This is a genomic window from Halohasta sp. A2 (assembly GCF_056175805.1).
Genome location: NZ_JAQFWV010000017.1, coordinates 1 through 22,826 on the forward strand (window position 1 = coordinate 1; position 22,826 = coordinate 22,826).

A 22,826-nucleotide genomic window follows, 5' to 3' on the forward strand; every position below is an offset into this window, starting at 1 on the left:
TACCCCCTGAAGGCGAACGGAAAGTCAAAGGGGATACCCTGGATTAAGCGTTGAGCGTGGTTTGTGCAGTGTTTTGTCGGATTCACGCCCGGCGTGAACGCCGGGACTCTCTCCTTGTATTAGGTAGTACAACTCACGCCCCGAATCAGTCCGTTTCAGCACCTCTCTGTGAACCGTTCCTTCACAACTAGCCGGGGTGATTTGCTCGACAGCGAGTAGTTCCCGTTGCCCGGCGTTTGCAAGTTCGCCTAGGGCGTCTTTCGGTCCCTCGAACAGTTCGAACCGCCAGAACTCCTCGGCGTCGATACTGCCACTGATCCCCCTTGAAGACACCCCCGTAGTATCAGTAAACAACTGCTGTAGTGGCCCCGTGGTCTCCTCGTAAACGAGGTCAAAAACGAACTCTCGCATATCAGTACTATCGATTAATACGTGGCCTCAATGTAAGTTCCTGTTGTTGCGGTGCTCCAGTGTTGGAATATACGGTTGTGGGTACAACTAATCGTCTCCAAATTCTGTGTGGACTCTCTCAATGTAGCATACATATGTGAACATCGTCTTCTTCTGATATTGATTTATGCAAAAAAGAATATGTTCGAATACTCACATATCGATGTTTGATCGGTTTGTCAACCAAGACCGTTACCTGACTCGATACGCTACGTGAACGGTGTATCTCACAGACGCGCATTCCTAGCTTACGAGATGTTATTTATTGAGCGGTCGTAGATATCACATGGAAAGCGAGTTGCACCGAAAACTAATCGAAGAAGCCTCGGACATTGCGACGATCATCGATGTGGACGGGGCGATTACGTACGTGAGCCCCTCGGTCACGCGGACGCTCGGATACGAACCCGAGGAGTTGGTCGGCGAAGTCGGCTACGAGTACCAACACCCCGACGACCGTGATGTCGTAGCCGAAGCTATCGAGAACATCCGCACGAACCCTGATGAGATTGAAATAATCGAGACACGGTTTCGGCACACCGATGGGTCGTGGTGTTGGATTGAGGCAACACTCCAAAATCGACTCACCGATTCAGATATAAACGGCATCCTCGTCAATAGCCGTGACATCTCCCGGCGAAAACACCAAGCCCTACAGTTTCAGGCGTTTGCCGAAGAGTACAAAACACTGCTGCAGACCGTCGGAGATAGTATTTTCTTCCTTACGGTCGACGCAGAGCGGACGCAGTACGTGTTCCAGTTCGAACGCCTGAATCGTGCCTATGAGGAACAGACAGGGATTACGACCGACGAAGTCCGGCGAAAAACCCCGACGGAGGTGTTCGGTGAAGACATCGGAGCCGACCTCGACGCAAACTACCGCCGGTGTGTCGACGCTCGGGAACCGATTTCGTATGAGGAAGAACTCCCCGTCGAACCGGGCGCACGGTTTTGGCAGACCGTTCTCACACCAGTTATTCCGAACGGGGAGGTGACCCAGATTATCGGAATCACACGGAACATTACCGAACGGATCAAGCGGGAACGACACCTCCAGAGCCAGAAAGAACAGCTCGACGAGTTCGCAAGCGTGGTGTCCCACGACCTGCGGAATCCACTCAACATCGCACGGGGCCGAGCAGAACTGCTCGCTACTGACTGCGACAGTGAGCATCTTGCCCCCGTTGTCAGGTCACTTGACCGGATGGAAGAAATCGTCGCCGATACGCTCACACTTGCCAGACAGGGGCAGGTCGTTTCGGACCCCGAACCGATACAACTAGTCAATATAGTTGGTGAATGCTGGAAAAACGTCAGCACGGATGAGGCAATCATCGAGATCGAAGACGAGATCACGATCGCCGGTGACCGGGGTCGACTGAAGCACGTCTTTGAGAACCTCTTTCGGAACGCACTCGAACACGGCGGGCCAGCCGTGACAATCCGGGTCGGACAGCTCAACGACCACGGATTTTACGTCGAAGATACCGGCCCGGGGATTCCTGAAGACGCCCGTGAGACAGTGTTCGAGCCGGGCCATACTTCGACAAGCGGCGGGACCGGGTTCGGGCTGACAATCGTCAACCGGATCGCTGAGGCCCACGGTTGGCAGGTTGCAGTTGTTGATGGGACGGACGGTGGAGCTCGGTTCGAGTTCACTGATGTCGATCTTGCGTAGTGCTCAATACGCGCACGCAGTATTGTATTAACATATGAAGAAACATATGAAGAGGACAATAAGACTAGTTCAAATATTGATTAGTTGACCAACCTACAACAATTCCAGAACCTCGGCAAGCGTCTCGGCCGCTAACACCGAGTCAGCCAACTCCTCGGCCGTCTCGGTGTCGACCTCCCGAATCCTCGATTTTACGTCGGGAATCGTGACCGCGCTCATGCTGAGTTCGTCGAGCCCCAATCCAATTAATAGTTCCGTCAGGTCAGGATCGCCCGCCATCTCACCGCACATGCCGACCCACGCGCCGCCGTCGTGGCCCGCCCGGACCGTTCGGTCGACCGCCCGGAGCACCGCAGGAGCCAAGGGGTCCTGATAGTCGGTCATCCGATCGAGATCGCGCTGGGCGCTCTGGATGTACTGGGTGAGGTCATTGGTCCCAATAGACAGAAAGTCGACCCGCTCGGCGAACGCATCCGCCAAGTAGGTCGACGCCGGGGTCTCGACCATCACGCCGAGTTCGGGAATCGCGTACTCCGCGCCTTCGTCGTCGAGATCAGCCGCGACCGCGTCGACGCGGTCGAGGGCGGCCTCCAGTTCCTCGACGGTCGAGACCAGCGGGAACATGACTGCGAGTCCGGCTCCAGCGACGGTGGCCGCCACGCGCAGCAGCGCGCGGAGTTGAGCCTCGAAGAGGTCGGCGTGCTCCTCCAGCGACAGCCGGATGCCACGCGCGCCGAGAAAGCCGTTTTCCTCGGGGTCGAGATCCAGATAGTCGATGGGTTTGTCGCCGCCGACATCGAGCGTGCGGACGACGATCCGGGGGCCCTCGTCTCCGTCGACGCCCTCGGAAAAGGTCTCACAGACCTCGTGGTAGGCCTCGTACTGCTCGTCCTCGTCGGGTGCGGCCGCGCGGTCCTGAAAGAGGAACTCGGTTCGGAAGAGGCCGACGCCGTCGGCCCCGCGGTCGACCGCGGGCTCGGCTTCGACCGGCGTCCCAAGGTTAGCGGCGACCTCGATCTCGCGGCCGTCTGCGGTCGAAACCGACTCCTCGACGACCGGGGTCCGGGTCGACTCCGCGGCCCGGGTCCGGCTCTCATCGCTCGGCTCGGCGATGACGACGCCTTCCTCGCCGTCGACGACCACCTCGGTCCCGTCTTCGATCTCGTTGAGGCCCTCGCCGACACCGACGACCGCCGGGATGCCCAGCGAGCGGGCGATGATCGCAGCGTGGGCGGTGCGGCCGCCCTTGATCGTCGCGATCCCCGTGATCGCCTCGGGATCGAGCTGGGCGGTGTCGCTGGGCGTCAGCAGTTCGGCGAGGACGACCGACCCCTCGGGTAGCGAGCCGAGATCGATGCGCTCGGTCCCCGTCAGCGGCCGCAGCAGGCGGTCCCGAACGTCCCGTAGGTCGTCGGCACGCTCGGCCATCATCCCCTCCATCGCCGAAAACTGCTCGATGGGTCCCGCAAAGGCCCCCTTGACGGCGTGAGGAGCCGGAAGCCCCTCGTCGAGACCGTCCTGGACGCCGTCGTCGATCTGGGGGTCTGTAAGGAACTGGAGGTGGGCGTTGAACACCGCCGCTTCATCCTCGCCCACGCGCTCGCGCGTCGACTCGCGTTCGGCCTCCAACTCGGCTGTGGCCTCGTCGCGGGCCTCGTCGAACCGCTCGCGTTCGGCCGCCGGGTCGACCGACTCGGCCGCCGGTGGTTCGCCGAGGTCGCTAACGTCCGTCGGTCGGTACCACGTGGCCGTGCCAACGCCGATCGACGGTGTCGCTCCGATCCCCTCGAATCGGCGTTCTGCCATGATCAGGATCCACCATCGGCGAGCTCGTTTTCGGGCGTCGACAGAATGGATTCCAGCGCGTCGAGCACGGCCTCGGCGTCGGGGCCCTCAGCGACGAGCCGGACATCGTCGCCACCGCGGACACCCAGCCCGGTAACACCGAGCATACTGTCAGCCGATACTGCTGGTCGGTTGCCGTCGACCGCTTCGACAGTAACGGTTGCATCGAAGCTGCTTGCGGTTTCGACGAACGTTGCTGCAGGACGAGCGTGGATTCCATCACGTGGGACGACAGTCAGTGTGCGTTCCATACAACCGGTTGAACGCCGACGGCCTTTATATTACTGAACGGGCCCGAACCGACAACCCACAGGCCCGCCAGGATTAGGTGATTCGAGGTGCTAAGGCCCCTTCCTCAAGGAGCGACCAGCGGGAGCGAGTAGGGAGAGGATACAGCACCGCACAGTTCTCATATACGTTCGACACCCGACCCACAGGCCCACGCAATCGCAACTGTTTACTGTGTTTTTTGCATAAGTTATGGTGTGGCAACGCGCAAGACAATTTCAATCCGCGACGATCAAGAGGAGTGGATTCAGGAGAATCACCTGAGTCTGTCCTCATTTGTCCAAGAGAAACTCGACGAACTCATCCAAGAACGCTCCCAATGAACTACAACTACAGGTATCGACTCCACCCCTCCGACGCGCTCGAAGAACGGTTAGCGTGGACTGTCGATACCTGTAGGCAGGTCTACAACCACTTTTTCTACCGGTTCAACCGAAACGATGATACCTCGGCATACAGCGAACAGAAGCTCTTGCCGACTCTCAAGAAGTGGTGGGACGACCTGAACCAAGTTCACTCAAAAGTGCTTCAAAAAGTCGTTCAGCGGTTGTACGACAACCTCTCGACGCTACGCGGGCGCAAAAATAACGGCCACCCTGTTGGCACCCTCAACTGGAAAGCACCGAGCGAGTACCGCAGTTTCACCTACAGTCAATCCGGCTTCAAGCTCAAGAACACAAGCGGTCGGACGCGACTGCGGCTCTCGAAACTCGGAGAAATTCCGCTTACCTTCCACCGAGATCTCCCCGACGACGCCAAGATCAAGACCGTTACCATCAAAAAGAACCCACTGGCAAGTGGTATGCTATCCTTGGCATCGAAACTCCCGCCGACCCACCCGCGAAACCAACAAACCCTGAACGATGCGTTGGCATCGACGTTGGGATACTCAAATACGCCCATGATACGGACGGAACCGCCGTAGAATCACTTGACCTGTCGGCAGAACGTGAGCGATTGGAACGCGCCCAGCGTGATCTCTCTCGAAAGGAACACGGCTCAAACAACTGGGAGCAACAGCGAAAAGTCGTCGCCCAGCGGCACGCTGACCTGAAACGGAAGCGGCGAGACTTCTTACATAAACTGTCAAACTACTACGCCACCGAGTACGATCTGGTGGCAGTCGAGGACTTGGATGCGAAAGGGTTGATCGAACTCCCCGGTAACTCACGCAACCAAGCGTCGGCGGCGTGGGGGGCATTCAAGCGGATGCTCGAATACAAGTGTGAGCGGGAAGGAACGTATTTCGTGGCGGTCAATCCCACAGATACGACAAAAGAGTGCGCGTCCTGTGGCGAGAAGACGGACAAGCCGCTCTGGGTACGGGAACACTCCTGTCCAGCTTGTGGGTTTGAGATGGACAGAGACGCGAACGCGGCGATTAACATCCTTTCTCGCGGTCTGAGCCAGCTAAAAGTGGGACACTCCGAAGGAACGCCTGTGGAGACTGCGCTCACTGTGGATACACCCGTATCTGCAAAGTGCGTCGTGGAAACAGGAAGCCCCACCCTTAACGAACCAGCGTCAGCTGGTGAGTAGGGTGGGGTAGTTCACTGGGTGCGTGAGTAGGAATCGAGCTGGCGTTCGACCCGATCGCTGAGTCGTTCGAGTTCGACCGACAGCTCGCCGTCACGGATGTCGGGGTAAGCCTCGCCGACGAGCGTCCGGACCGTGCTGAACGGGCCGATCCGTGCCCCGTTGGTCGCCGGGGTGTCTTTACTCGACAACAGTTGGTCGATCGCGACCTTGTGACCGGGGTTCTGCCGGAACCAGCCGTCGTGTTCGAGCTGATCGATCCCACCCTCGTGGATCGGTAGATACCCTGTCTCACGGTGCCAGTGGGCCTGCTGTTCGGGTTGGGTGAGCCACGCGAGGAACTCACCGGCAGCGTCTTTCTCCGCGCTTGTTGCCGATTCAGAGACCCACAGCGAGGCGCCGCCGACGACCAACCCCTGGCCCACACCGGGCGTCGGGAAGCTACTGATACCGACCTCGAACGAGGCATCGCCGGTAATCCCGCCCAGCGACGAGGACGAAGCGATGAGCATCGGTGCGGTGCCGTCGTGGAACGCCGTTTGGGCCTTCCCGCGTGCTTCCATGCCGGGATTGTGGTAGAGCCCCTCATTGTCGAGGTCCGTCCACCAGCTGTAGATCTCTTCGGCCGAATCGCTGTCGAAGTGGGCCTCGTTGGGCGTTCCGGCGCGGCCGTTGTCCCTGTTGACGATCTCCTGGCCAGCGGTTGCAAACCACTCTTCGATAAACCACGAGTAGTTTGCAAACGTAATACCATGGGAGGTAATGCCTTTGTCGACCAACTGCTGGGCAGTGTCGCTGACTTCCGCCAGCGTTTTCGGTGGGTTGTTCGGATCAAGACCAGCGCGTTTGAACGCGTCGACGTTGAAACAGAGCACGGGCACCGAGGAGTTGAACGGCATCGAGTTGAGCCGACCGTTTGTTCGGTAGTAGTTCAACACGGGATCGAGGTAGCTGTGCAACGAGACGGAGTTGGGCAGGATGCTCTCGACAGTGGCGAACGCCCCGCTGTCGACCGCGCGGGCGGTACCGATCTCGTAGATCTGGGCCAGCGTTGGGGCGTTGCCCTTCTCGGCGGCGGTCAGAACCGATTCGAACGTGCCACGGTAGCTGCCTTTCGAGCGGGCGTCGATCTGAATACCCTCGGTCTGCTGTTCGAACTCGCGAATAAGCCGTTCGAGCAACAGCCCCTTTTCACCACCCATCGCGTGCCAGAACTCGATGGAGGTGACGGTTTCGTCTACCGTTGTTCGCGAGCGCGTTCCACGGCGCTCGAAGGAGTTGATGAGTTTGTCGAGCGTCGCCATCCGCTCGTCGAGTGTGGTCACGGATGTCGAGACTTCGGCGAGCGCGGTCGTCTGTTGTTGGGCTGCCGACGCCGCGATTTCGGATCGCTCGGCGGTCTCATCGGAGATCTCGCCGACATCGTCGATCATGGCCGCAGCCTCCTGAAGCGAGGTTGCCTGACTGTCTGTTGCCTGGCTGATCTCTTGGACCCCGACGTTGGTTTCTTCGACATCGTCGGCGATATCGCGGAACGTCTCGACCGCACCCTCGATGGTGTCGACACCGGCATCGATCCGTTCGCGGGTTTCTTGCATCTCGTCGACCGTAGTATCGGCCTGCTCGCGGACGGTTGCCACCGAGCTTTCGATGTCGCCAGCAGCCTCCTCGGCGTCCTCGGCGAGACTCTTGACCTCGTTTGCGACGACTGCAAAGCCTTCGCCAGCCTCGCCAGCACGGGCAGCCTCGATCGAGGCGTTAAGTGCCAGAATGTTGGTCTGGCTGGCGACGTCGCCGATGAACTCGGCGATCTCTTCGATCTCGCCGATCAGCTCGTCGAGCTGCTCGGTGGCTTCGAGCGTCCGATTGGTCCGTGTATCGATCTCGTCGAGCTCGGACAGCGCGTTAGCCGCCAACTCACGGCCCTTTTCACCGCGCTGGGCGGCCGTCTCGGAGGCCGCAGCCACCTCGTTGGCCGAAGAAGCGACCTCTTGGGTGGCCGCCGACAGCGAGCGGATCTCGTCGGACAGATCGTCGATCATCTCGTGTTGGTTGATCGTGTCTTCTGAGATTCCTGACACCGACCGACTGACCTCCTTGCTCGCGGATTTTACCTCGTCGACACGGCCCGTGACGCGTTCGGTCGCCCCGTCGACTTGGTCACCGAACTCGTCTACGGTCTGGATCGTGTCCTCGAACTCGTCGAGCATCCTGTTGAACGAGTGGGCCACCTCAGCAGCCGTTTGGTCGTCGGTGTCAGCGTCCAAGCGGACAGTCAGATCCCCGTCGGCACACCGCTCCATGGCCGAAGACAGCTCCGACGACAGCGCCTCCCAATCGGTCCCGGTTGCCGAGTCGACCGCATCGTCGCCCGCAGTCTCGGAGTACTCCGAGACCGGCTTGCCGCCGTCGGAAGCGGTCGAAACCGGCGTGCTGGCCGAGGCGGTCGACTCGGTCGATCGCTCCACAGTCACGGACGTATCCTCGTCGACCGAGGATGTCGGTGCTACTGATGGCTCCGTGTCGGCTGACGAGTCCGTCACGCCGGACCCCGCGTTTGGTTTCGGAGCCTCGTCGGATTGGTCGAGTGGAGCTACCGCAGGGGAAGACTTGTCGGACGCCAGCGGCTCGCCGTCGTTCGAAGTCGAGTTCGACGTGTCGTCCGACTCCTCATCGGAACCGGTTCGCCAGGGGTTCGAAAACAACCCGAAAAAGCCGACAACGAGCTCACCACCGACCGAGACATCCATTAGAAAGGTGGCTCCGGCACAGATTGCGACGATCCCACAAACGATCACACCACACGTCAAACGGTCCGACGCCTTGCCGTCGACGGCTGTGGCGCGGCTGACACTCAGTTGAACATTCATGTTAATCGGTGTTACACCAGTGTTTAAATAAGCTTGTGTTCCAAATTATCGTGTCTGAGAACGTGTTTGTGAGACGTTGTTGCACAGTAATAGGATCAGTGAGCTGTGAGCCAGTGTTCCACGAACAGACGTAGTGACGAGCGGTGTGCTACGTGTTGCAGACGGACGAGCGGTGTACTACGTGTTGCAGACGGACGAGCGGTGTGCTACGTGTTGCAGACGGACGAGAGGTGTTGGAACACGAGCGTGGGAAACTGGAGCTCGAGACGTGAGGGCGGTCGGCCGATCTGTGTGTCGACATCAGCTTTGAGCCGACGGATGATTTCGGCCTCCGCGAGCTCGTAGAGCACTCGTTCGATCGTTGCTCGCGAGAGGTCGACGCGGCCATCGGCGATTGCATCGGCCGCGGATCCGACCGAATTTCGTTTGGCGTCGGACAGATCGATCAGCCGACACAGTACCTGCTGTCGGGTTTCGGGGAGCGAAAGCACGCGGCCGAGCGGAACACAGGGTTGGGGGACCATCTGCATACCAGCGTCGAGATCGGTCGACTCGATCCGGTCGTGGCCATGGCCGTCGGCAACGAGTCCAGCACCGAACAGCGCCGCCAAGGCGTCGTGGGCATCGCCGTCGGCCCACACCGCCAGTTGGCGGAGCTGTTCGTGCGTAACCGCCGCCCGAAGCAGGCCATCGGTCTGGCGACTGGTCAGTATCTCGATCAACGTGTGTTGCCGGTAGGGTTCGAACGCAACCGTTTGGGCGTTGGTCAACATGTCGGTCGAGAGCTCCGCGAGCGGCTGGCGGCCGCAGATGACGGTCGAAACACAGGAGTCGAACGGTTCGAACTGGTCGAAGACGGTCCGGATCGCAAGCGACTCTGGCTCTTCGACGTGGTCGACCGCAACGACGACCAGTTGATCAGCAGCGTCAAGCCGATCAGCCAACCGAGTTCTGATAGTGTCCGCACCAACTCCCTGTTTGGGGACCGACTCGCTCGAAAGGCTGTCGAGGACCGTATGAACGAGGGCGAACCCGGTGGTAACCGTTCGACAGTCGACGTAGACGAACGTGATGTTCGAGGTTGGCTGCGCACGGGTTGTGGTATAAATACGGCGGTCGGACTGACCGACGAGCCGGTCAAGTTGGACGAACAGTGCACGGACGATCGCGGATTTGCCGGTGCCTTTGGGCCCCCAGACGTAGCAGTCTTCAGGCAGCTGGCCGTCGAAAACCGGGTCGACCGCATCGAGCAACTGCTCGAGTTCGAGCCCGCGGCCGGTCGGCTCGGTCGGATGGGCGATGGGATTCAACGCGTCAGATTCGATCACCAGCCGTGGGTCGTGGTCGATCCGCTGTCTGCGGGCAACGCGCTCTTCGAGATTCATGCGTGGAGTGGCTTGTGGAGACGATTGGGTGGGTAGTACTGACTGTGTCGGTGGGTTGAAAACGTGAAAATCGACGTCACAATCGTCACCGAGTGACGAGTGTCGACGGCTCCGAACTCACCAGTCCGGCGAGCAAGGAGTGGTTGGACGACTGGTGGCTTATCCGAGGAACGTCGCGATGTCCGCCCAGAACGTGCCACCGAGCACACCGGCTGCGGTCAGGACTGCCGAAAGCAGACCCGACATCATGATACCGAACGCCGGCGGGTCAACGTGGGTCTCGCCGTGCATGTAGAACACACGGTTACAGATCTCACCCATCGTTGCGCCGAAGACGCCGAAGAGCCCACCGATGATAAGCACGAGCGCCGGACTGTAGCCTGCGGCGGCTGCACCCAGCGCACCCACCGACCCCGGAAGGGTGATGTGGTGAGTGACCGGGACGTCGGTGCCAGTATGCAGGAACAGCAGGCTGGCCGCGCTGATACCGAAGCTGAGCGTGGTGCTTTGGGTCGACTGGTAGATGAAGGCACCGAGGATACCGCCAATGAGACCGAGGAAGGCGACGTTACCCCATTTGTATTGGTGTCCGAGCCAGATACCTGGTGCTTCGTCCTCACCGCGCTCCCACGGACTGACGTCGAACAGACCGCTCCCGGTGACTTCACCGATGACGCTGTAGCCGAAGACGACACGGTGGAGCAGTGCGGAGACGAACACCATCACGGCGATATTGTCAGTGGGGAACGCGATGAAGTCGAGCAGGTTCGTACCGATCAGGCCAATCAAACCGAAGACACCACCGACGACAAGTACGTCGACGTGGTTGGTTCCGGCGGCCCAGAGGATGTTTTTCCCGTCATCCATATAGCCCTGTTTGGCAGCATACGCGGCGGCGGCTGCACCGGCCGCGAAGCTGATGTGTGGGCCGAAGACCGGACCGAAACCGAGGAGTCCCGTGATCGAACTGCCACTGTCGACGACCTCCTCGCCAGCCAGTCCGAGGGCTTCACCGGCGATAACCATGAAACCAGTGAAGATGAACGCCGGCAGTGCACCGATCGCTGCTCCGAACGCACCGCCCGCGAAGGCGGCGATCCAGAACGTCGGGTCACCGAGCTGTGTACCGAGTACCATCGTTACTCGCCCCCGTCACGTGCCCAGTCAGCCGAGCGCTCGACGGCTTCCTTCCAGCGACCGTACTGGACCTTGATGTTGGCGCTCTCGTCGACCTGGAAGCTGCGGTCGATCTGCCAGTTGTCACGCAGTTCGTCGACCGTGTCCCAGTAGCCGACGGCGAGCCCAGCGGCGTAGGCCGATCCCAGCGCGGTGGTCTCGTCGACGACCGGGCGAACGATCTCCGTGCCGATGATGTTAGCCTGGAGCTGACAGAGGAAGTTGTTCTTGACTGCGCCACCGTCGACACGGAGGCTTGCCAGGTCGATATCCGCGTCTTCGACCATCGCCTCGGCGACGTCCTTCGTCTGGTAGGCGATCGATTCGAGCGTTGCGCGAACGATGTGCTCGCGCCGGGTTCCGCGCGTCATCCCGACGATGGTACCGCGGGCGCGCTGATCCCAGTGCGGCGCACCGAGACCGGCGAACGCCGGCACGACGAAGACGCCGTCGGTCGAGTCGACGCTGCGGGCGAGGCTTTCGGACTCGGCGGCGTCGTTGATGAGCGTCATGTCTTCGAGCCACTCGATGGCTGCGCCAGTGATGAAGATCGAACCTTCGAGTGCGTACTGCACTGGTTCGCCCGAGCGCTGGAAACCGATCGTCGTGAGCAGACCGTGGTCGGATGGAACGGCTTCGTTACCGGTGTTCATCAGCATGAACGAACCGGTACCGTACGTGTTCTTGGCGTCACCTGCGTCGAAACAGGTCTGGCCGAACAGGGCGGCCTGCTGGTCACCGAGCGCGCCTGCGACAGGCACTTCTGCACCGAGGAAGCCGTCGGGGTCGGTCGAACCGTAGGTGTCATCGTCCGACGACGGTCGGACTTCGGGCACCATGGCCTTTGGCACGTTGAACAGATCGAGGAGTTCGTCGTCCCACTCGAGTTCGCGGATGTTGTACAGCATCGTCCGCGAGGCGTTCGAGACGTCGGTGATGTGGTTACCGGTGAGGTTGTAGATCACCCACGTGTCGATCGTTCCCATCAGGAGCTCGCCGTCTTTGGCGCGGTCGCGGACGTCCTGTGGTCGCGAGCGCTGGAGCTTGATCGGATCGGCGTTATCGAGAATCCACTCGGTTTTGGTCGCCGAGAAGTACGCGTCGCATTCGAGACCCGTTTTCTCGCGGATCTCTTCGACCTTGCCGTCCATCTCCTGGACCTCTTCGACACGGTCGGTGGTTCGGCGGTCCTGCCAGACCAGTGCGTTGTGAATCGGTTTGCCGGTCTCGGCGTCCCACACGATCGTGGTCTCTCGCTGGTTGGTGACGCCGATCGCTTCGAGCTGTTCAGCGTCAAGGCTGGCTTTGTCCAGCGCTTTGTTGATGACCGACTTCGTGTTCTCCCAGATCTCCATCGGGTCGTGTTCGACCCAACCTGGCTCCGGATAGATCTGCTCGTGTTTCTCATAAGCGTTCGCTACGACATTGCCACCATGGTCGAAGACCATGAATCGCGTTCCTGTAGTCCCTTGATCGATGGAACCAACGTATGTTTCTGACATTATATGTTCACCACACTCCTTGGGGGTCGATCCCCCTGGCCTGGAAACCGTTCTTTACGGACGGTTCCCGGACCACAGGTAAACACTATGGAATAACATGATAAATCTTCCTCTCCTACCCATAATTGTCCATAACATATATGCACGTTAGTTGCGAATGTGCCGATTATGGACGTCTCAGGCAGTCTGTCGTTACAATTAACTCATACAAATACATCAACAAGACCCAGTTACAGCTACGAGCCGAGTAGGGGTAAAGTAAAGTTACTATAGTGCAAAATCCAACTGAACGGATGAGTAACAAGCCACACATTGTCGTTATTGGGGGCGGTTCCACGGGGTGCGGGATCGCGCGTGACCTCGCTATGCGCGGGGTCGACGTGACGCTCGTCGAACAGGGGAACCTAACCCACGGGACAACGGGACGGATGCACGGGCTCTTACACAGCGGTGGTCGGTATGCTGTCTCTGATCAGATTGCTGCCGAAGAGTGTATCGACGAAAACCGAATTCTGCGGGATATCGCCAGCCACTGTGTCGAGATGACCGGTGGGCTGTTCGTCAAGCGACCCGAAGACACCGAGGAGTACTTCCAGAAGAAACTGGAGGGCTGCAAGGAGTGCAACATTCCAGCCGAGGTGTTGTCGGCCGAAGAGGCCCGCGAAATCGAGCCGTATCTCGCCAAAGATATCGACAAGGCGATCAAGGTACCCGACGGGGCGGTCGATCCCTTCCGGCTCTGTGTCGCCAACGCCGCCAGCGCCGAGCAACACGGCGCGCGCATCGAGACACACGCACCAGTTGTCGACATCCTCAAAGACGAGGGCGAGGTCGTCGGCGTCGAGGTCGAACACGAAAACGGGCCGGGCAAACGCGTCCACCGTGAACCGGGCACGCGCGAGAAGATACACGCCGACTACGTCGTCAACGCCACCGGCGCGTGGGCCGGACGCATCGGCGAGATGGCCGGCCTCGAACAGGAGATCGCCGTCCGCCCCGGCAAAGGCGTCATGACGATCATGAACACCCGACAGGTCGACACCGTCATCAACCGGTGTAAACCGAAAGGCGACGCCGACATCGTCGTCCCACACGAGACAACCGCGATTTTGGGGACCACAGACGTCGAAGTCGACGATCCCGAAGACTACCCCGAAGAGCAATGGGAGGTCGACCTGATGATCGACACCCTCTCGGAGCTGGTACCGATTCTCAAGGGGGCCCGGACGATTCGCTCCTTCTGGGGCGTTCGACCGCTGTATGAGCCGCCGGATACCGGCACGAGCGACTCGACGGACATCACCCGGCGGTACTTCCTGCTCGACCACGAGGAGCGTGACAACGTCAAAGGGATGACGTCCATTGTCGGCGGAAAGTTCACGACCTACCGACTGATGGCCGAAGAGATTTCCGACCACGTCTGCGAGAAGTTCGAAATCGACGCCGAGTGTGAGACCGCCGACGTGCCGCTGCCCGGTAGTGAGGATTTCACGGTGCTCCGGGACTACATGGACCAGTTCGGCATCCGCTCACCGATCGGTCGGCGGAGCGCCCAGCGACTCGGCTCCCGTACTGACGAGGTGCTCAGCGTCGACGGGCCGAACCCGACGGTCTGCGAGTGCGAAGCGGTCACGCGCGCGGAGATTCAAGACGGAATCGAGGGTGCAGGCTCGGATCTCAACGCGGTCCGTCTTCGAACCCGTGGCTCGATGGGCAACTGTCAGGGAGCCTTCTGTTGTCACCGGATGGCCGCCGAGCTGTACGGCGAGTACGACGAGCCGATCGCCTACGACGCGTGGGACGAGCTCTACCAGGAGCGCTGGAAGGGCGAGCGCCACGCGCTGTGGGGCACTCAGCTCTCGCAGGCCGCGCTCAAATACTCGCTGCACGCGACGACGATGAACCGCGACAAGGACGCCGCGACCACGGATTCAGTAGTCGACTTCGCGGCGTTCGATAGCGGATCGAGTGCCGGTGCCGCCGGTGGCACGACAGGGACTGCCGCGACCGATGGCGGTCGACGGGGGGCTGAGTAGCCGTGGCGATCCGAGAAGACGTGATCGTGATCGGCGGCGGGCTCGCTGGCTCGGTTGCGGCGATCGAGGCCGCCGAAACCGGCGCGTCGGTCCGACTCGTCACCTACAAAAAGAGCACCCTCCGCCACGCCAGCGGCCTTATTGATGTTCTTGGCTACACCGGTGACGACCCGATCGCCGATCCGTTTTCGGCACTCGACGAGCTTCCGGACGAACATCCGTACACGATCGCTGGCGAGACGGCGATCCGCGACGGACTCGATCGGTTCGACGAGATCGTCGGCGACAGCTACCAGGGCAGCCACACCGACTCCAACGCACTGATTCCAACATTCGGCGGGACGGTCAAACCGACCGCTCGGTATCCCGCGGCCGCCGTGGCCGGGATCGCCAGCGACGACCGCCCGATGCTCATCGTCGGCTTCGAAGGCATGACCGAGTACAACGGCGGAATGCTTGCTGACCACCTGGCGTCCTCAGGCGTCCCGTTCGACGTCGACGGCGTCGAATGCTCGCTGCCGGGAACCTACAAGCACGACTCGCGAGTGACGCGCTTTGCCAAACGGCTCGATCTCAACGAAAGCGTTGAGTACGAGGGCCGAACCATGGGCGCACGCGAGGCCCTCGTCGAGGAAGTCAAACCACACGTCGGCGACGCCGAGCGGGTCGGCTTTCCGGCCTTCTTAGGCGACGACCACACCGCCGAGGTGCGGAACGACCTCGAACGAGAACTCGACGTCGACGTCTTCGAGATCCCGATGGGGCCACCGAGCTATCCCGGCATTCGGCTCGCAGATATACTTAAAGAAGCCGTCGACGAGGCGGGCGTCCGCATCTCGGCCGGTAACCCCGTGGTTGGCTTCGAGGCCGAAAACGGCGAGATCCAGTCGGTGACCGTCGACAGCAAGGGCCGAGAAGTCCCCTACTTCGCTAAGGAGTTCATCCTGGCGACCGGTGGACTGGTGGGTAAGGGAATCGATTCGGGACGGGAAACGGGAGTCACCGAACCGATCTTCGGCTGTCACATCCCCCATCCCGAGGACCGCTACGAGTGGTTCGACGAGCAAGCCTTCGGTGACCAGCCGTTCGCCCACTTCGGCGTTCGGGTCGACGAGACGATGCGCCCGCTCGACGCCGACCGCAGCCCCGAGTTCTCGAATCTCCGGGCCGCCGGTGGCGTTGTCGGTGGGGCTGATACGATCGCCGAGAAATCACAGAGCGGCGTCTCGCTGGCGACGGCGGTCGTCGCGGGCGAGCACGCAGGAGAGCAAGCAGCGAAACACGAGGTACACCAATGAGTGACGCAGAACAAGCCAGCGATTTCGATCCGACAACACAGATAGACGAGTTCGAGCCGGTCGACATCTTCCCATCGAGCGAGGACATGGACCTCCGGCCCGGCGCAGACAACTGTTATAAATGCACGAGCTGCGACACGTCGTGCCCGGTCGCCGAGGTCGACGAGTCGTTCCCCGGCCCCAAGTTCCAGGGCCCCGAGCAGTGGCGGCTCAAACGCGGCGGTGATACAGATATCGACGACTCGATCATGTCGTGTTCGAACTGTATGCGGTGTGACGACGCCTGTCCGTCGTCGGTCCCGCTCGGCCAGATGCACAACACCGCACGCGGCGAGTACATCGAAGAGCACATGAACAAGCTCTCGCGAGAGTACCTCCGCAACCGAATGCTGGCGAACTACCGATCGCTGGCCTCGGTCGGAAGCAAGGTGCCACGACTGGCCAACTTCTTTATGGGCATGAGTATCACCAGCACCATCGGTGCGAAGATTATGGGGCTGCCAACCGAGCGGGACATGCCCGAGTTCGCCACCGAGACGTTCCGCCAGTGGTTCAAGAAACGCGGTGGTTCGAAAGTCACCAACCCCGACAAACAGGTGGCCTACTTCCACGGCTGTTACTCGAACTACAACACCCCGGAGGTCGGCAAGGCGATGGTCCGCGTCTTCGAATCGTTCGGCTACGAGGTGTTGGTGCCCAAACAGCAGTGTTCCGGCACACCGATGTTCGCCAACGGGATGCTGAAAGACGCCCGCCGCGAGGCCGAGGTCAACGTCCGCGAACTCGGCAAGGCAATCGAAAACGGTGCCGACGTGATCGCGTCGTGTACCTCGTGTTCGATGGCACTCCGTCAGGAGTACCCCGAACTGTTCGATATCGAAGGGATCGAAGACCTCTCCGAGCACACCTACGAAGCCATGGAGTTCCTCCGCATCCACGAGGACCTCCACGGTGCGATCCGCGAAAGCGAGGTCGACCCACAGGCGTTCGCCTACCACGCGCCGTGTCACGCGCGGAATCAGGGGCTCGACCGCCAGGCGGTCGAACTGTTCCGCGAGCTCGATGGAGCGGAGATCGAGGACGTCGGCGAGTCCTGTTCGGGCATCTCGGGAACCTACGGCTGGAAATCCGAGAAGTACGAGACCTCGATGAAGATCGGTGCCGAAATGTTCGATCACATGGAACACGCCGAGGGAGACGTAGGAATGACCGAGTGTCCGACCTGTGCGATGCAGATGAACCACGGGACAGGCTACGAGATCCGCCACCCGCTCGAACTGCTCGAAGAAGCCGTCGCCAACTAATCCCCGTTTCCTGTCCCCGCGTTCTCGTTCGGTCGACACTCCCTTACGAGTCGACGCTATATCGCCACCGCCTTCGAGTCGACGCTGTGTCGACCAGCAGTTGATTTATCCGGCAAGTATTCACCACGAAAAGAATTGGGCTTATCAGTATACGGACCGTACAGTTTCGTACTGCTCTGGACTGTTCACGACGCCAACAGCGTCGGTATCGAACAGCCGAGCTCCAACTATGACTCACCAAACAGCCGTACTCGTTATTGGCGGCGGTGGAACCGGTGTCGGAACCGCACGCGACCTGGCTGCTCGCGGCGTCGACGTCACGCTCGTCGAACGCGACGGACTGGGTGGCGGAACGACGGGTCGCTCGCACGGCCTGCTCCACAGCGGTGCACGCTACGCCGAATCCGACCCCGAAGGCGCGGCCGAATGTATCGAGGAGAACCGAATCATCCGCGAGATCGCTGGCCACTGTATCGGCGATACCGGCGGTATCTTCGTCCAACTGAGCGAGGACAACCCCGACTACTTCGAGGCCAAACTGGCGGGCTGCGAGGAACACGGCATTCCGGCCGAGGTCATCGATGGCGACGAAGCTCGCGAGCGCGTCCCCGAACTCAGCGAGAACGTCGAGCGGGCGCTGGTCGTTCCTGACGGGGTGATCTACCCGTCGCGGCTGGTGGCGGCCAACGCTGCCAGCGCCGAAGAACATGGCGCGACCGTGCTCACCCACGCCCCAGTACAGGCAATTACGGTCAGCGACGGCGCGATCACCAGTGTCGAGGTCGGCGGCGAGGTCAACGAGACGATCGAAGCCGAGTACGTCGTCAACGCCACCGGCGCGTGGGCAGGCGAGTGTGCGGCAATGGCTGGCGTCGACGTCGAGATGAAACCCACGAAAGGCGTGATGGTCGGCGTCGACTACGAGGGGCTCGTCCCCGTCATCAACCGGTGTCGGCTCCCCGACGACGGCGACATCATTATTCCCCACGAGAGCCAGGTCGTTCTCGGGACGACGAGCGTGGCGGTCGACGATCCTGACGACTACGACGAAGAACAGTGGGAGGTCGACAAGATGTTCGACGAGTGTGCGGCGATGATGCCCGCACTCGACGGTCGATCGGTCGCCCGAACCTACTGGGGCGTCCGGCCGCTGTACGCGCCCGACGAGACGGGCCGCGGGAGCAAAGACTCGGGCAAAGGAGACGAGCGGGGTATCTCGCGCGGCTTCTTTTTGCTCGACCACGAACGAGACGGCGTCGAGAACTTCGCCAGCGTGGTCGGCGGCAAGCTCACGACCTACCGGCTGATGGCCGAAGCGGTCGCCGACCACGTCGACGACGTGCTGGGTGTCGGCGGCGAGTCGATCACGGCCACCGAGACACTGCCGGGGGTCGACGATCCGAACCAACTCGACGAGTTCGTTGCGAAATATAGTGCTCGCCAGCCGGCCGACGAGGACGTGGTGATCGACCGTAGCGGGCAGGTCGACGCGACCGACGACTAATCGCCGAGAGTACTCGCTGCGGAACCACTCAGCCAAACACACAGCGAACTCTTATATCCCACAGCCCAACGCAGCGTATGTTTGTCGACCGCACCGACCGCTTCGCCGACAACTCGGCGTTCAAGGGATACGGTGCGGCGGTCACACCAAGCAGGCGGGGGCCGCTCGTGTTCGTCACGGGCCACGACGGTGCCAATCGGCTGTTTCGCTGGGAGAACGGCCGGCTCGTCGACCGCTCGTGTGGGATCGTCGCGGATTCGAGTCGACAGGCGATCGGCGTCGCGGCGGCCGATCTCGACGCTGACGGCCGAGAAGAGCTCTACGTTCACAACACCGACGCCTACGATGGCCGAACCGACAACTCTGATCTGTTGTTGAACCGCATCACACACCAAGGTCGAATCGTCTGGTGCGACGCCTTCGGCGACGCGATCAACGAAGGTCGTGGCAACATGTACGCTGGGCGGTCGGTGGCGGCGGTCGACCGGCTGGGAACTGGACGCTACGGGATGATCGTCGCCAGCTACGGACGGTCGATGCGCTACTACGAACTCGGCGACGACAGCGAGATCACCGAAATGGCCGAGGCGGTCGGCCTCGACTGCGTCTGTGGGGGTCGCTCGCTGGTCGCCGCGCCGATCTGTTCGGACGCCATGGACGTCTTCGTCGGCGTCGACGACGGGCCGAACCGGCTGTTCCGCAACGACGACGGCCACTTCGTCGACGTCGCAGGCGAGGTGGGCGTGAGAGGCACCGACTCAGACGCCCGCGGCGCGACCGTAATCGACACGGGCGAGGAGTTCGCCCTCGCAGTGGTCGGCTGGAAGGGGCCTAATCGGATCTATCAGCGGGATGGCGACGAGTTCGTCGACGTCGCACCGCCCACGTTCGCCGAGCCCATTCGGGCCCGAACCCTGCTAGCAGCGGATTTCGACAACGACGGTCGACAGGAACTGCTTATAAACGTACTCGACGGCCCGAACCGTTTTTTCGCCCAGCGAGAGGCGGGTTGGGAGCCGGTCGGGGTCGGCGATGCGCTCGAACCCGACGGCCTCGGCACGGGTGGGGTCGTGGTCGACGTCGATGGTGACGGGCGGCTCGAACTGCTCGTCGTCCACGGCGAGCGTGCGCCTCAGCCGCTGTCACTCTACAGCACGACGACCGACAACCACTGGCTTCGGGTCGAGCCGACGACCCAGTACGGCGCGCCGGCCCGCGGCGCACTGGTCAGGCTCGAAACCGACCACGCCACCCAGCGACGCGTCATCGACGCCGGAAGCAGCTACCTCTGCCAGTCGGAACCGGTTGCCCACTTCGGGCTTGGTGGCGAGACGAGCCGTCGACAGGAGCCACACACGCTCACCGTTCGGTGGCCCGACGGCCGCGAGCGAACGATCGATCGGCCGGCGGTCGACACCGTTCACCGGTTCGCACATCCGAACGCCGATACGTAGCCGTAGCACCCAGCCACTGGGCCGAACATACTGTTTTGTGTGAGCCGTTCGTCTGATCGGGCATGATCGACGACCGCGAGACGCTAGAGCGCTCGCCGGCCCACGCAACCGCACTCGACTGTCTGGTGGCCGGTATCGAGGCGGCCGACCCCGCCCGCCTGACCCGAGAGACCGTCGCACTGGAGGGATCGACGCTCACCGTCGGTGATGAGCGCTATTCGCTTGAGGCGGTCGACGACGTCGTCGTCGTCGGTGGGGGGAAAGCGGCGGGCGCTATCGCGGTCGAACTGGAAGCAATTGTCGGCGACCGACTGACCGGCGGCGTCATCGTCACCGACCGTCCGGTCGACAGCAATAGCGCGGTCGACACCGAGCGAATCGAGGTGTTGGCGGGCGACCATCCGGTACCGAGCCAGCAGGGCGTCGACAGCACCCGTCGACTGCTTGAACTGGTTGCGGAAGCCGACGAACGAACCCTGCTTCTCGGGGTGATCACTGGCGGTGCCAGCGCCCTACTGGCCGCCCCAGCTGATGGGATTTCGCTGGACGATATCCAGTCGACCACCGAGTCGTTACTGGAATCGGGAGCGACGATCGACGAAATAAATGCAGTGAGAAAACACCTGTCGGCGATCAAGGGCGGCCAACTGGCCGCCGTGGCGGCTCCCGCCCGGGTCTGTGGGCTGGTGGTGAGCGACGTGGTCGGCAACGATCTGGGGACGATCGCCAGCGGACCCTTGGTGGCCGACACGACGACGTTTGCCGACGCACAGGCCGTCGTCGACCGCTACGGCTGTCGCCTGCCGGAGGCAGTCAAACGGCGATTACAGGAGGGTGTCGACAGCGAGATAACTGAGACTCCCGGTGTCGGCGATCCGATCTTCGAGCGGGTGTCGGTCACGGTGCTTGGCGATGGGATGGTGGCCGTTCGTGCGGCGGCCGCCGAGGCAGCGGCGGCCGGCTTCGACCCACTGATCCTCTCCTCGCGGATTCGCGGCGAGGCACGCGAGGCCGCCCTTGCACAGGTCGCAATCGCCGAGGAGATGCGGGCCAGCGGCGAACCGGCCAAACCGCCAGCAGTCGTCGTCTCGGGCGGCGAGACAACCGTCACGGTCCACGGCAAGGGTCGGGGCGGACCGAATCAGGAGTTCGTTCTCGCTGGCGGCATCGAACTCGACGAACCTGGTGTCGTGATCGCCGCGGTCGACACCGACGGCATCGACGGCGTCACCGACGCGGCAGGTGCGATCGTGGATCGCGATACCGTCTCGACCGACTGGGGCCGAGCCGCACTGGCCGACAACGACGCCTACGCGGCGCTCGATGCGGCAGCCGCGCTGATTCGGACGGGGTCGACCGGGACGAACGTCAACGATCTGCGGGTGGTCGTTGTACCAGGATTCTCATTGGCTGGCGGGGGCGAGTAGACACCTTAACATACCGAGACCGTTCTTTTGGCAGTATGGTCGATCCCACGTCCGATCTCGGCGAGGATGTCACAGAGGAAAACGCGCCGTCATGTGATCGCTGCGGCGATAAGATCGTACAGTCACCCACCCACCGCGTCGTCCCGGCGGTCGAGGACGGACAGGCTGTCCACCACAATTTCTGCAGCGATTCGTGCCGCGACGAGTGGCTAGCCCAGTAACCGATCCGAACGGCGCTCGGGGAGAGTTTTTACCATCAGCGACGCTATCAGCAGATATGATTTCGCTTGAGGATGCAGTCACCGCGCGCCTCGAATCGCACGGCGCACGCTTCGAAGTACTCGTCGACCCGGATGCCGCACTGGAGATCAAACGCGATGAGTTCGACGGCGACCTCGAAGACGTGATCGCCGCCGAGGACGTCTTCGAGGATGCCTCGCGGGGCGACCGACCGGCCGAAACCGACCTCGAAACCGTCTTCGAGACGACCGATCCGATGGAGATCATCCCAGAGGTGATCAAACGCGGCGAGATCCAGATCACCGCCGACCAGCGCCGCGAAATGCAGGAACAAAAGCGCAAACAGCTCATCACCCGCATCGCGCGCAACGCGGTCAACCCCCAAATGGACGACGCGCCACACCCACCCGAGCGGATCGAGCGCGCGCTCGAAGAAGCGGGCTTTCGAATCGATCCCATGCAGCCAGTTTCCTCGCAGGTCGACGAGGCGCTCGACGCGCTTCGGCCGGTGATTCCGATCCGGTTTGCCGAGGTGACAATCGCGGTCCAACTCCCACCGGAGTACGCCGGCAGTGGCCAGGCGAAGGTCCGACAGTACGGCGAACTCGAACGCGAAGAGTGGCAGGCCGACGGCTCGTGGGTTGGCGTGCTGACGTTCCCTGCAGGGCTCCAAAACGAGTTCTACGACCTCGTGAACGAAGAGACGAGCGGCGAGGCCGAAACCCGGATTATCAAGGACGAAGACGACATCAAAACGCGGTGACGCCGAGGGATTCTTGACCGTGGCGAGCCAATCTACTCCATGGACGTGGTTCACACTGCTCACAACTAGC

The 22,826-nt window shown here is 61.6% G+C and carries 17 protein-coding genes and 1 pseudogene; 11 read left to right on the forward strand and 7 right to left on the reverse strand.

Annotated features, from left to right (window positions below; translation table 11 throughout):
* Nucleotides 1–24: 24 nt before the first annotated feature.
* The gene (locus tag O2S87_RS07185; protein ID WP_475408120.1) at nucleotides 25–411 is read right to left on the reverse strand and encodes a hypothetical protein; all 387 of its coding nucleotides are present in this window, start codon (nucleotides 409–411) and stop codon (nucleotides 25–27) included.
* Between the two features lie 325 nt (nucleotides 412–736).
* On the opposite strand from O2S87_RS07185, the gene O2S87_RS07190 reads away from it, so the two are divergent.
* Entirely contained in the window at nucleotides 737–2,128 is a 1,392-nt protein-coding gene (locus tag O2S87_RS07190; protein WP_475408121.1) for a PAS domain S-box protein, read from the forward strand.
* Nucleotides 2,129–2,221: 93 nt separating this feature from the next.
* Here the strand turns inward: O2S87_RS07190 and ptsP are convergent, their stop codons facing one another.
* Both ptsP and O2S87_RS07200 read right to left on the reverse strand, forming a co-directional pair.
* A complete protein-coding gene (gene ptsP, locus O2S87_RS07195) occupies nucleotides 2,222–3,934 on the reverse strand; it encodes a phosphoenolpyruvate--protein phosphotransferase (protein WP_475408122.1) in 1,713 nt (570 codons plus the stop codon).
* 2 nt (nucleotides 3,935–3,936) lie between these two features.
* Nucleotides 3,937–4,224, reverse strand: a complete 288-nt coding sequence (locus O2S87_RS07200; RefSeq protein ID WP_475408123.1) for an HPr family phosphocarrier protein — start codon at nucleotides 4,222–4,224, stop codon at nucleotides 3,937–3,939.
* A gap of 234 nt (nucleotides 4,225–4,458) precedes the next feature.
* Here O2S87_RS07200 and O2S87_RS07205 point away from each other — a divergent pair, with 234 nt between their 5' ends.
* Together O2S87_RS07205 and O2S87_RS07210 are read left to right on the forward strand one after the other, a co-directional pair.
* Complete coding sequence (locus O2S87_RS07205; protein WP_475408124.1) at nucleotides 4,459–4,584, forward strand: hypothetical protein; 126 nt, start codon at nucleotides 4,459–4,461, stop codon at nucleotides 4,582–4,584.
* Nucleotides 4,581–5,800, forward strand: a pseudogene (locus O2S87_RS07210) (RNA-guided endonuclease InsQ/TnpB family protein). Before O2S87_RS07205 ends, O2S87_RS07210 begins: the two are co-directional and overlap by 4 nt.
* Before the next feature lie 11 nt (nucleotides 5,801–5,811).
* Here O2S87_RS07210 and O2S87_RS07215 read toward each other — a convergent pair.
* The 4 genes from O2S87_RS07215 to glpK all read right to left on the reverse strand — a co-directional run bounded on the left by O2S87_RS07215 (nucleotide 5,812) and on the right by glpK (nucleotide 12,733).
* A complete protein-coding gene (locus O2S87_RS07215; RefSeq protein WP_475408125.1) occupies nucleotides 5,812–8,667 on the reverse strand; it encodes an extracellular solute-binding protein in 2,856 nt (951 codons plus the stop codon).
* A 206-nt stretch (nucleotides 8,668–8,873) separates the two neighbouring features.
* Complete coding sequence (locus tag O2S87_RS07220) at nucleotides 8,874–10,052, reverse strand: Cdc6/Cdc18 family protein (protein ID WP_475408126.1); 1,179 nt, start codon at nucleotides 10,050–10,052, stop codon at nucleotides 8,874–8,876.
* Between the two features lie 159 nt (nucleotides 10,053–10,211).
* Nucleotides 10,212–11,189 carry a DUF7973 family transport facilitator gene (locus O2S87_RS07225; RefSeq protein ID WP_475408127.1) on the reverse strand — a complete coding sequence of 326 codons (978 nt, stop codon included), beginning with the start codon at nucleotides 11,187–11,189 and terminating at the stop codon, nucleotides 10,212–10,214.
* 2 nt (nucleotides 11,190–11,191) lie between these two features.
* Nucleotides 11,192–12,733 carry a glycerol kinase GlpK gene (gene glpK, locus O2S87_RS07230; protein ID WP_475408160.1) on the reverse strand — a complete coding sequence of 514 codons (1,542 nt, stop codon included), beginning with the start codon at nucleotides 12,731–12,733 and terminating at the stop codon, nucleotides 11,192–11,194.
* A 290-nt stretch (nucleotides 12,734–13,023) separates the two neighbouring features.
* Here glpK and glpA point away from each other — a divergent pair, with 290 nt between their 5' ends.
* The 8 genes from glpA to O2S87_RS07270 all read left to right on the forward strand — a co-directional run bounded on the left by glpA (nucleotide 13,024) and on the right by O2S87_RS07270 (nucleotide 22,756).
* Complete coding sequence (gene glpA, locus O2S87_RS07235; RefSeq protein WP_475408128.1) at nucleotides 13,024–14,766, forward strand: anaerobic glycerol-3-phosphate dehydrogenase subunit GlpA; 1,743 nt, start codon at nucleotides 13,024–13,026, stop codon at nucleotides 14,764–14,766.
* A gap of 2 nt (nucleotides 14,767–14,768) precedes the next feature.
* Nucleotides 14,769–16,064, forward strand: a complete 1,296-nt coding sequence (gene glpB, locus O2S87_RS07240; RefSeq protein WP_475408129.1) for a glycerol-3-phosphate dehydrogenase subunit GlpB — start codon at nucleotides 14,769–14,771, stop codon at nucleotides 16,062–16,064.
* Complete coding sequence (locus tag O2S87_RS07245) at nucleotides 16,061–17,368, forward strand: anaerobic glycerol-3-phosphate dehydrogenase subunit C (protein WP_475408130.1); 1,308 nt, start codon at nucleotides 16,061–16,063, stop codon at nucleotides 17,366–17,368. Before glpB ends, O2S87_RS07245 begins: the two co-directional genes overlap by 4 nt.
* 229 nt (nucleotides 17,369–17,597) lie before the next feature.
* A complete protein-coding gene (locus O2S87_RS07250) occupies nucleotides 17,598–18,872 on the forward strand; it encodes an FAD-dependent oxidoreductase (RefSeq protein WP_475408131.1) in 1,275 nt (424 codons plus the stop codon).
* Nucleotides 18,873–18,949: 77 nt separating this feature from the next.
* Complete coding sequence (locus O2S87_RS07255; RefSeq protein WP_475408132.1) at nucleotides 18,950–20,326, forward strand: CRTAC1 family protein; 1,377 nt, start codon at nucleotides 18,950–18,952, stop codon at nucleotides 20,324–20,326.
* 62 nt (nucleotides 20,327–20,388) lie between these two features.
* Entirely contained in the window at nucleotides 20,389–21,753 is a 1,365-nt protein-coding gene (locus O2S87_RS07260; protein WP_475408133.1) for a glycerate kinase type-2 family protein, read from the forward strand.
* A 35-nt stretch (nucleotides 21,754–21,788) separates the two neighbouring features.
* Nucleotides 21,789–21,974, forward strand: coding sequence for a DUF7576 family protein (locus tag O2S87_RS07265; protein WP_475408134.1), 186 nt, complete (start codon nucleotides 21,789–21,791; stop codon nucleotides 21,972–21,974).
* A gap of 56 nt (nucleotides 21,975–22,030) precedes the next feature.
* Nucleotides 22,031–22,756, forward strand: coding sequence for a ribosome assembly factor SBDS (locus O2S87_RS07270; protein WP_475408135.1), 726 nt, complete (start codon nucleotides 22,031–22,033; stop codon nucleotides 22,754–22,756).
* The last annotated feature ends 70 nt before the right edge of the window (nucleotides 22,757–22,826 follow it).

Excerpts from the sequence above, each read along its gene's own strand:
- O2S87_RS07200 (WP_475408123.1), bottom strand. The coding sequence starts at position 4,224 with ATGGAACGCACACTGACTGTCGTCCCACGTGATGGAATCCACGCTCGT.
- O2S87_RS07245 (WP_475408130.1), top strand. The coding sequence starts at position 16,061 with ATGAGTGACGCAGAACAAGCCAGCGATTTCGATCCGACAACACAGATA.
- O2S87_RS07260 (WP_475408133.1), top strand. The coding sequence starts at position 20,389 with ATGATCGACGACCGCGAGACGCTAGAGCGCTCGCCGGCCCACGCAACC.
- glpA (WP_475408128.1), top strand. The coding sequence starts at position 13,024 with ATGAGTAACAAGCCACACATTGTCGTTATTGGGGGCGGTTCCACGGGG.
- O2S87_RS07265 (WP_475408134.1), top strand. The coding sequence starts at position 21,789 with ATGGTCGATCCCACGTCCGATCTCGGCGAGGATGTCACAGAGGAAAAC.
- O2S87_RS07190 (WP_475408121.1), top strand. The coding sequence starts at position 737 with ATGGAAAGCGAGTTGCACCGAAAACTAATCGAAGAAGCCTCGGACATT.
- O2S87_RS07220 (WP_475408126.1), bottom strand. The coding sequence starts at position 10,052 with ATGAATCTCGAAGAGCGCGTTGCCCGCAGACAGCGGATCGACCACGAC.
- O2S87_RS07225 (WP_475408127.1), bottom strand. The coding sequence starts at position 11,189 with ATGGTACTCGGTACACAGCTCGGTGACCCGACGTTCTGGATCGCCGCC.
- O2S87_RS07255 (WP_475408132.1), top strand. The coding sequence starts at position 18,950 with ATGTTTGTCGACCGCACCGACCGCTTCGCCGACAACTCGGCGTTCAAG.
- O2S87_RS07185 (WP_475408120.1), bottom strand. The coding sequence starts at position 411 with ATGCGAGAGTTCGTTTTTGACCTCGTTTACGAGGAGACCACGGGGCCA.
- O2S87_RS07250 (WP_475408131.1), top strand. The coding sequence starts at position 17,598 with ATGACTCACCAAACAGCCGTACTCGTTATTGGCGGCGGTGGAACCGGT.
- O2S87_RS07215 (WP_475408125.1), bottom strand. The coding sequence starts at position 8,667 with ATGAATGTTCAACTGAGTGTCAGCCGCGCCACAGCCGTCGACGGCAAG.
- O2S87_RS07270 (WP_475408135.1), top strand. The coding sequence starts at position 22,031 with ATGATTTCGCTTGAGGATGCAGTCACCGCGCGCCTCGAATCGCACGGC.
- ptsP (WP_475408122.1), bottom strand. The coding sequence starts at position 3,934 with ATGGCAGAACGCCGATTCGAGGGGATCGGAGCGACACCGTCGATCGGC.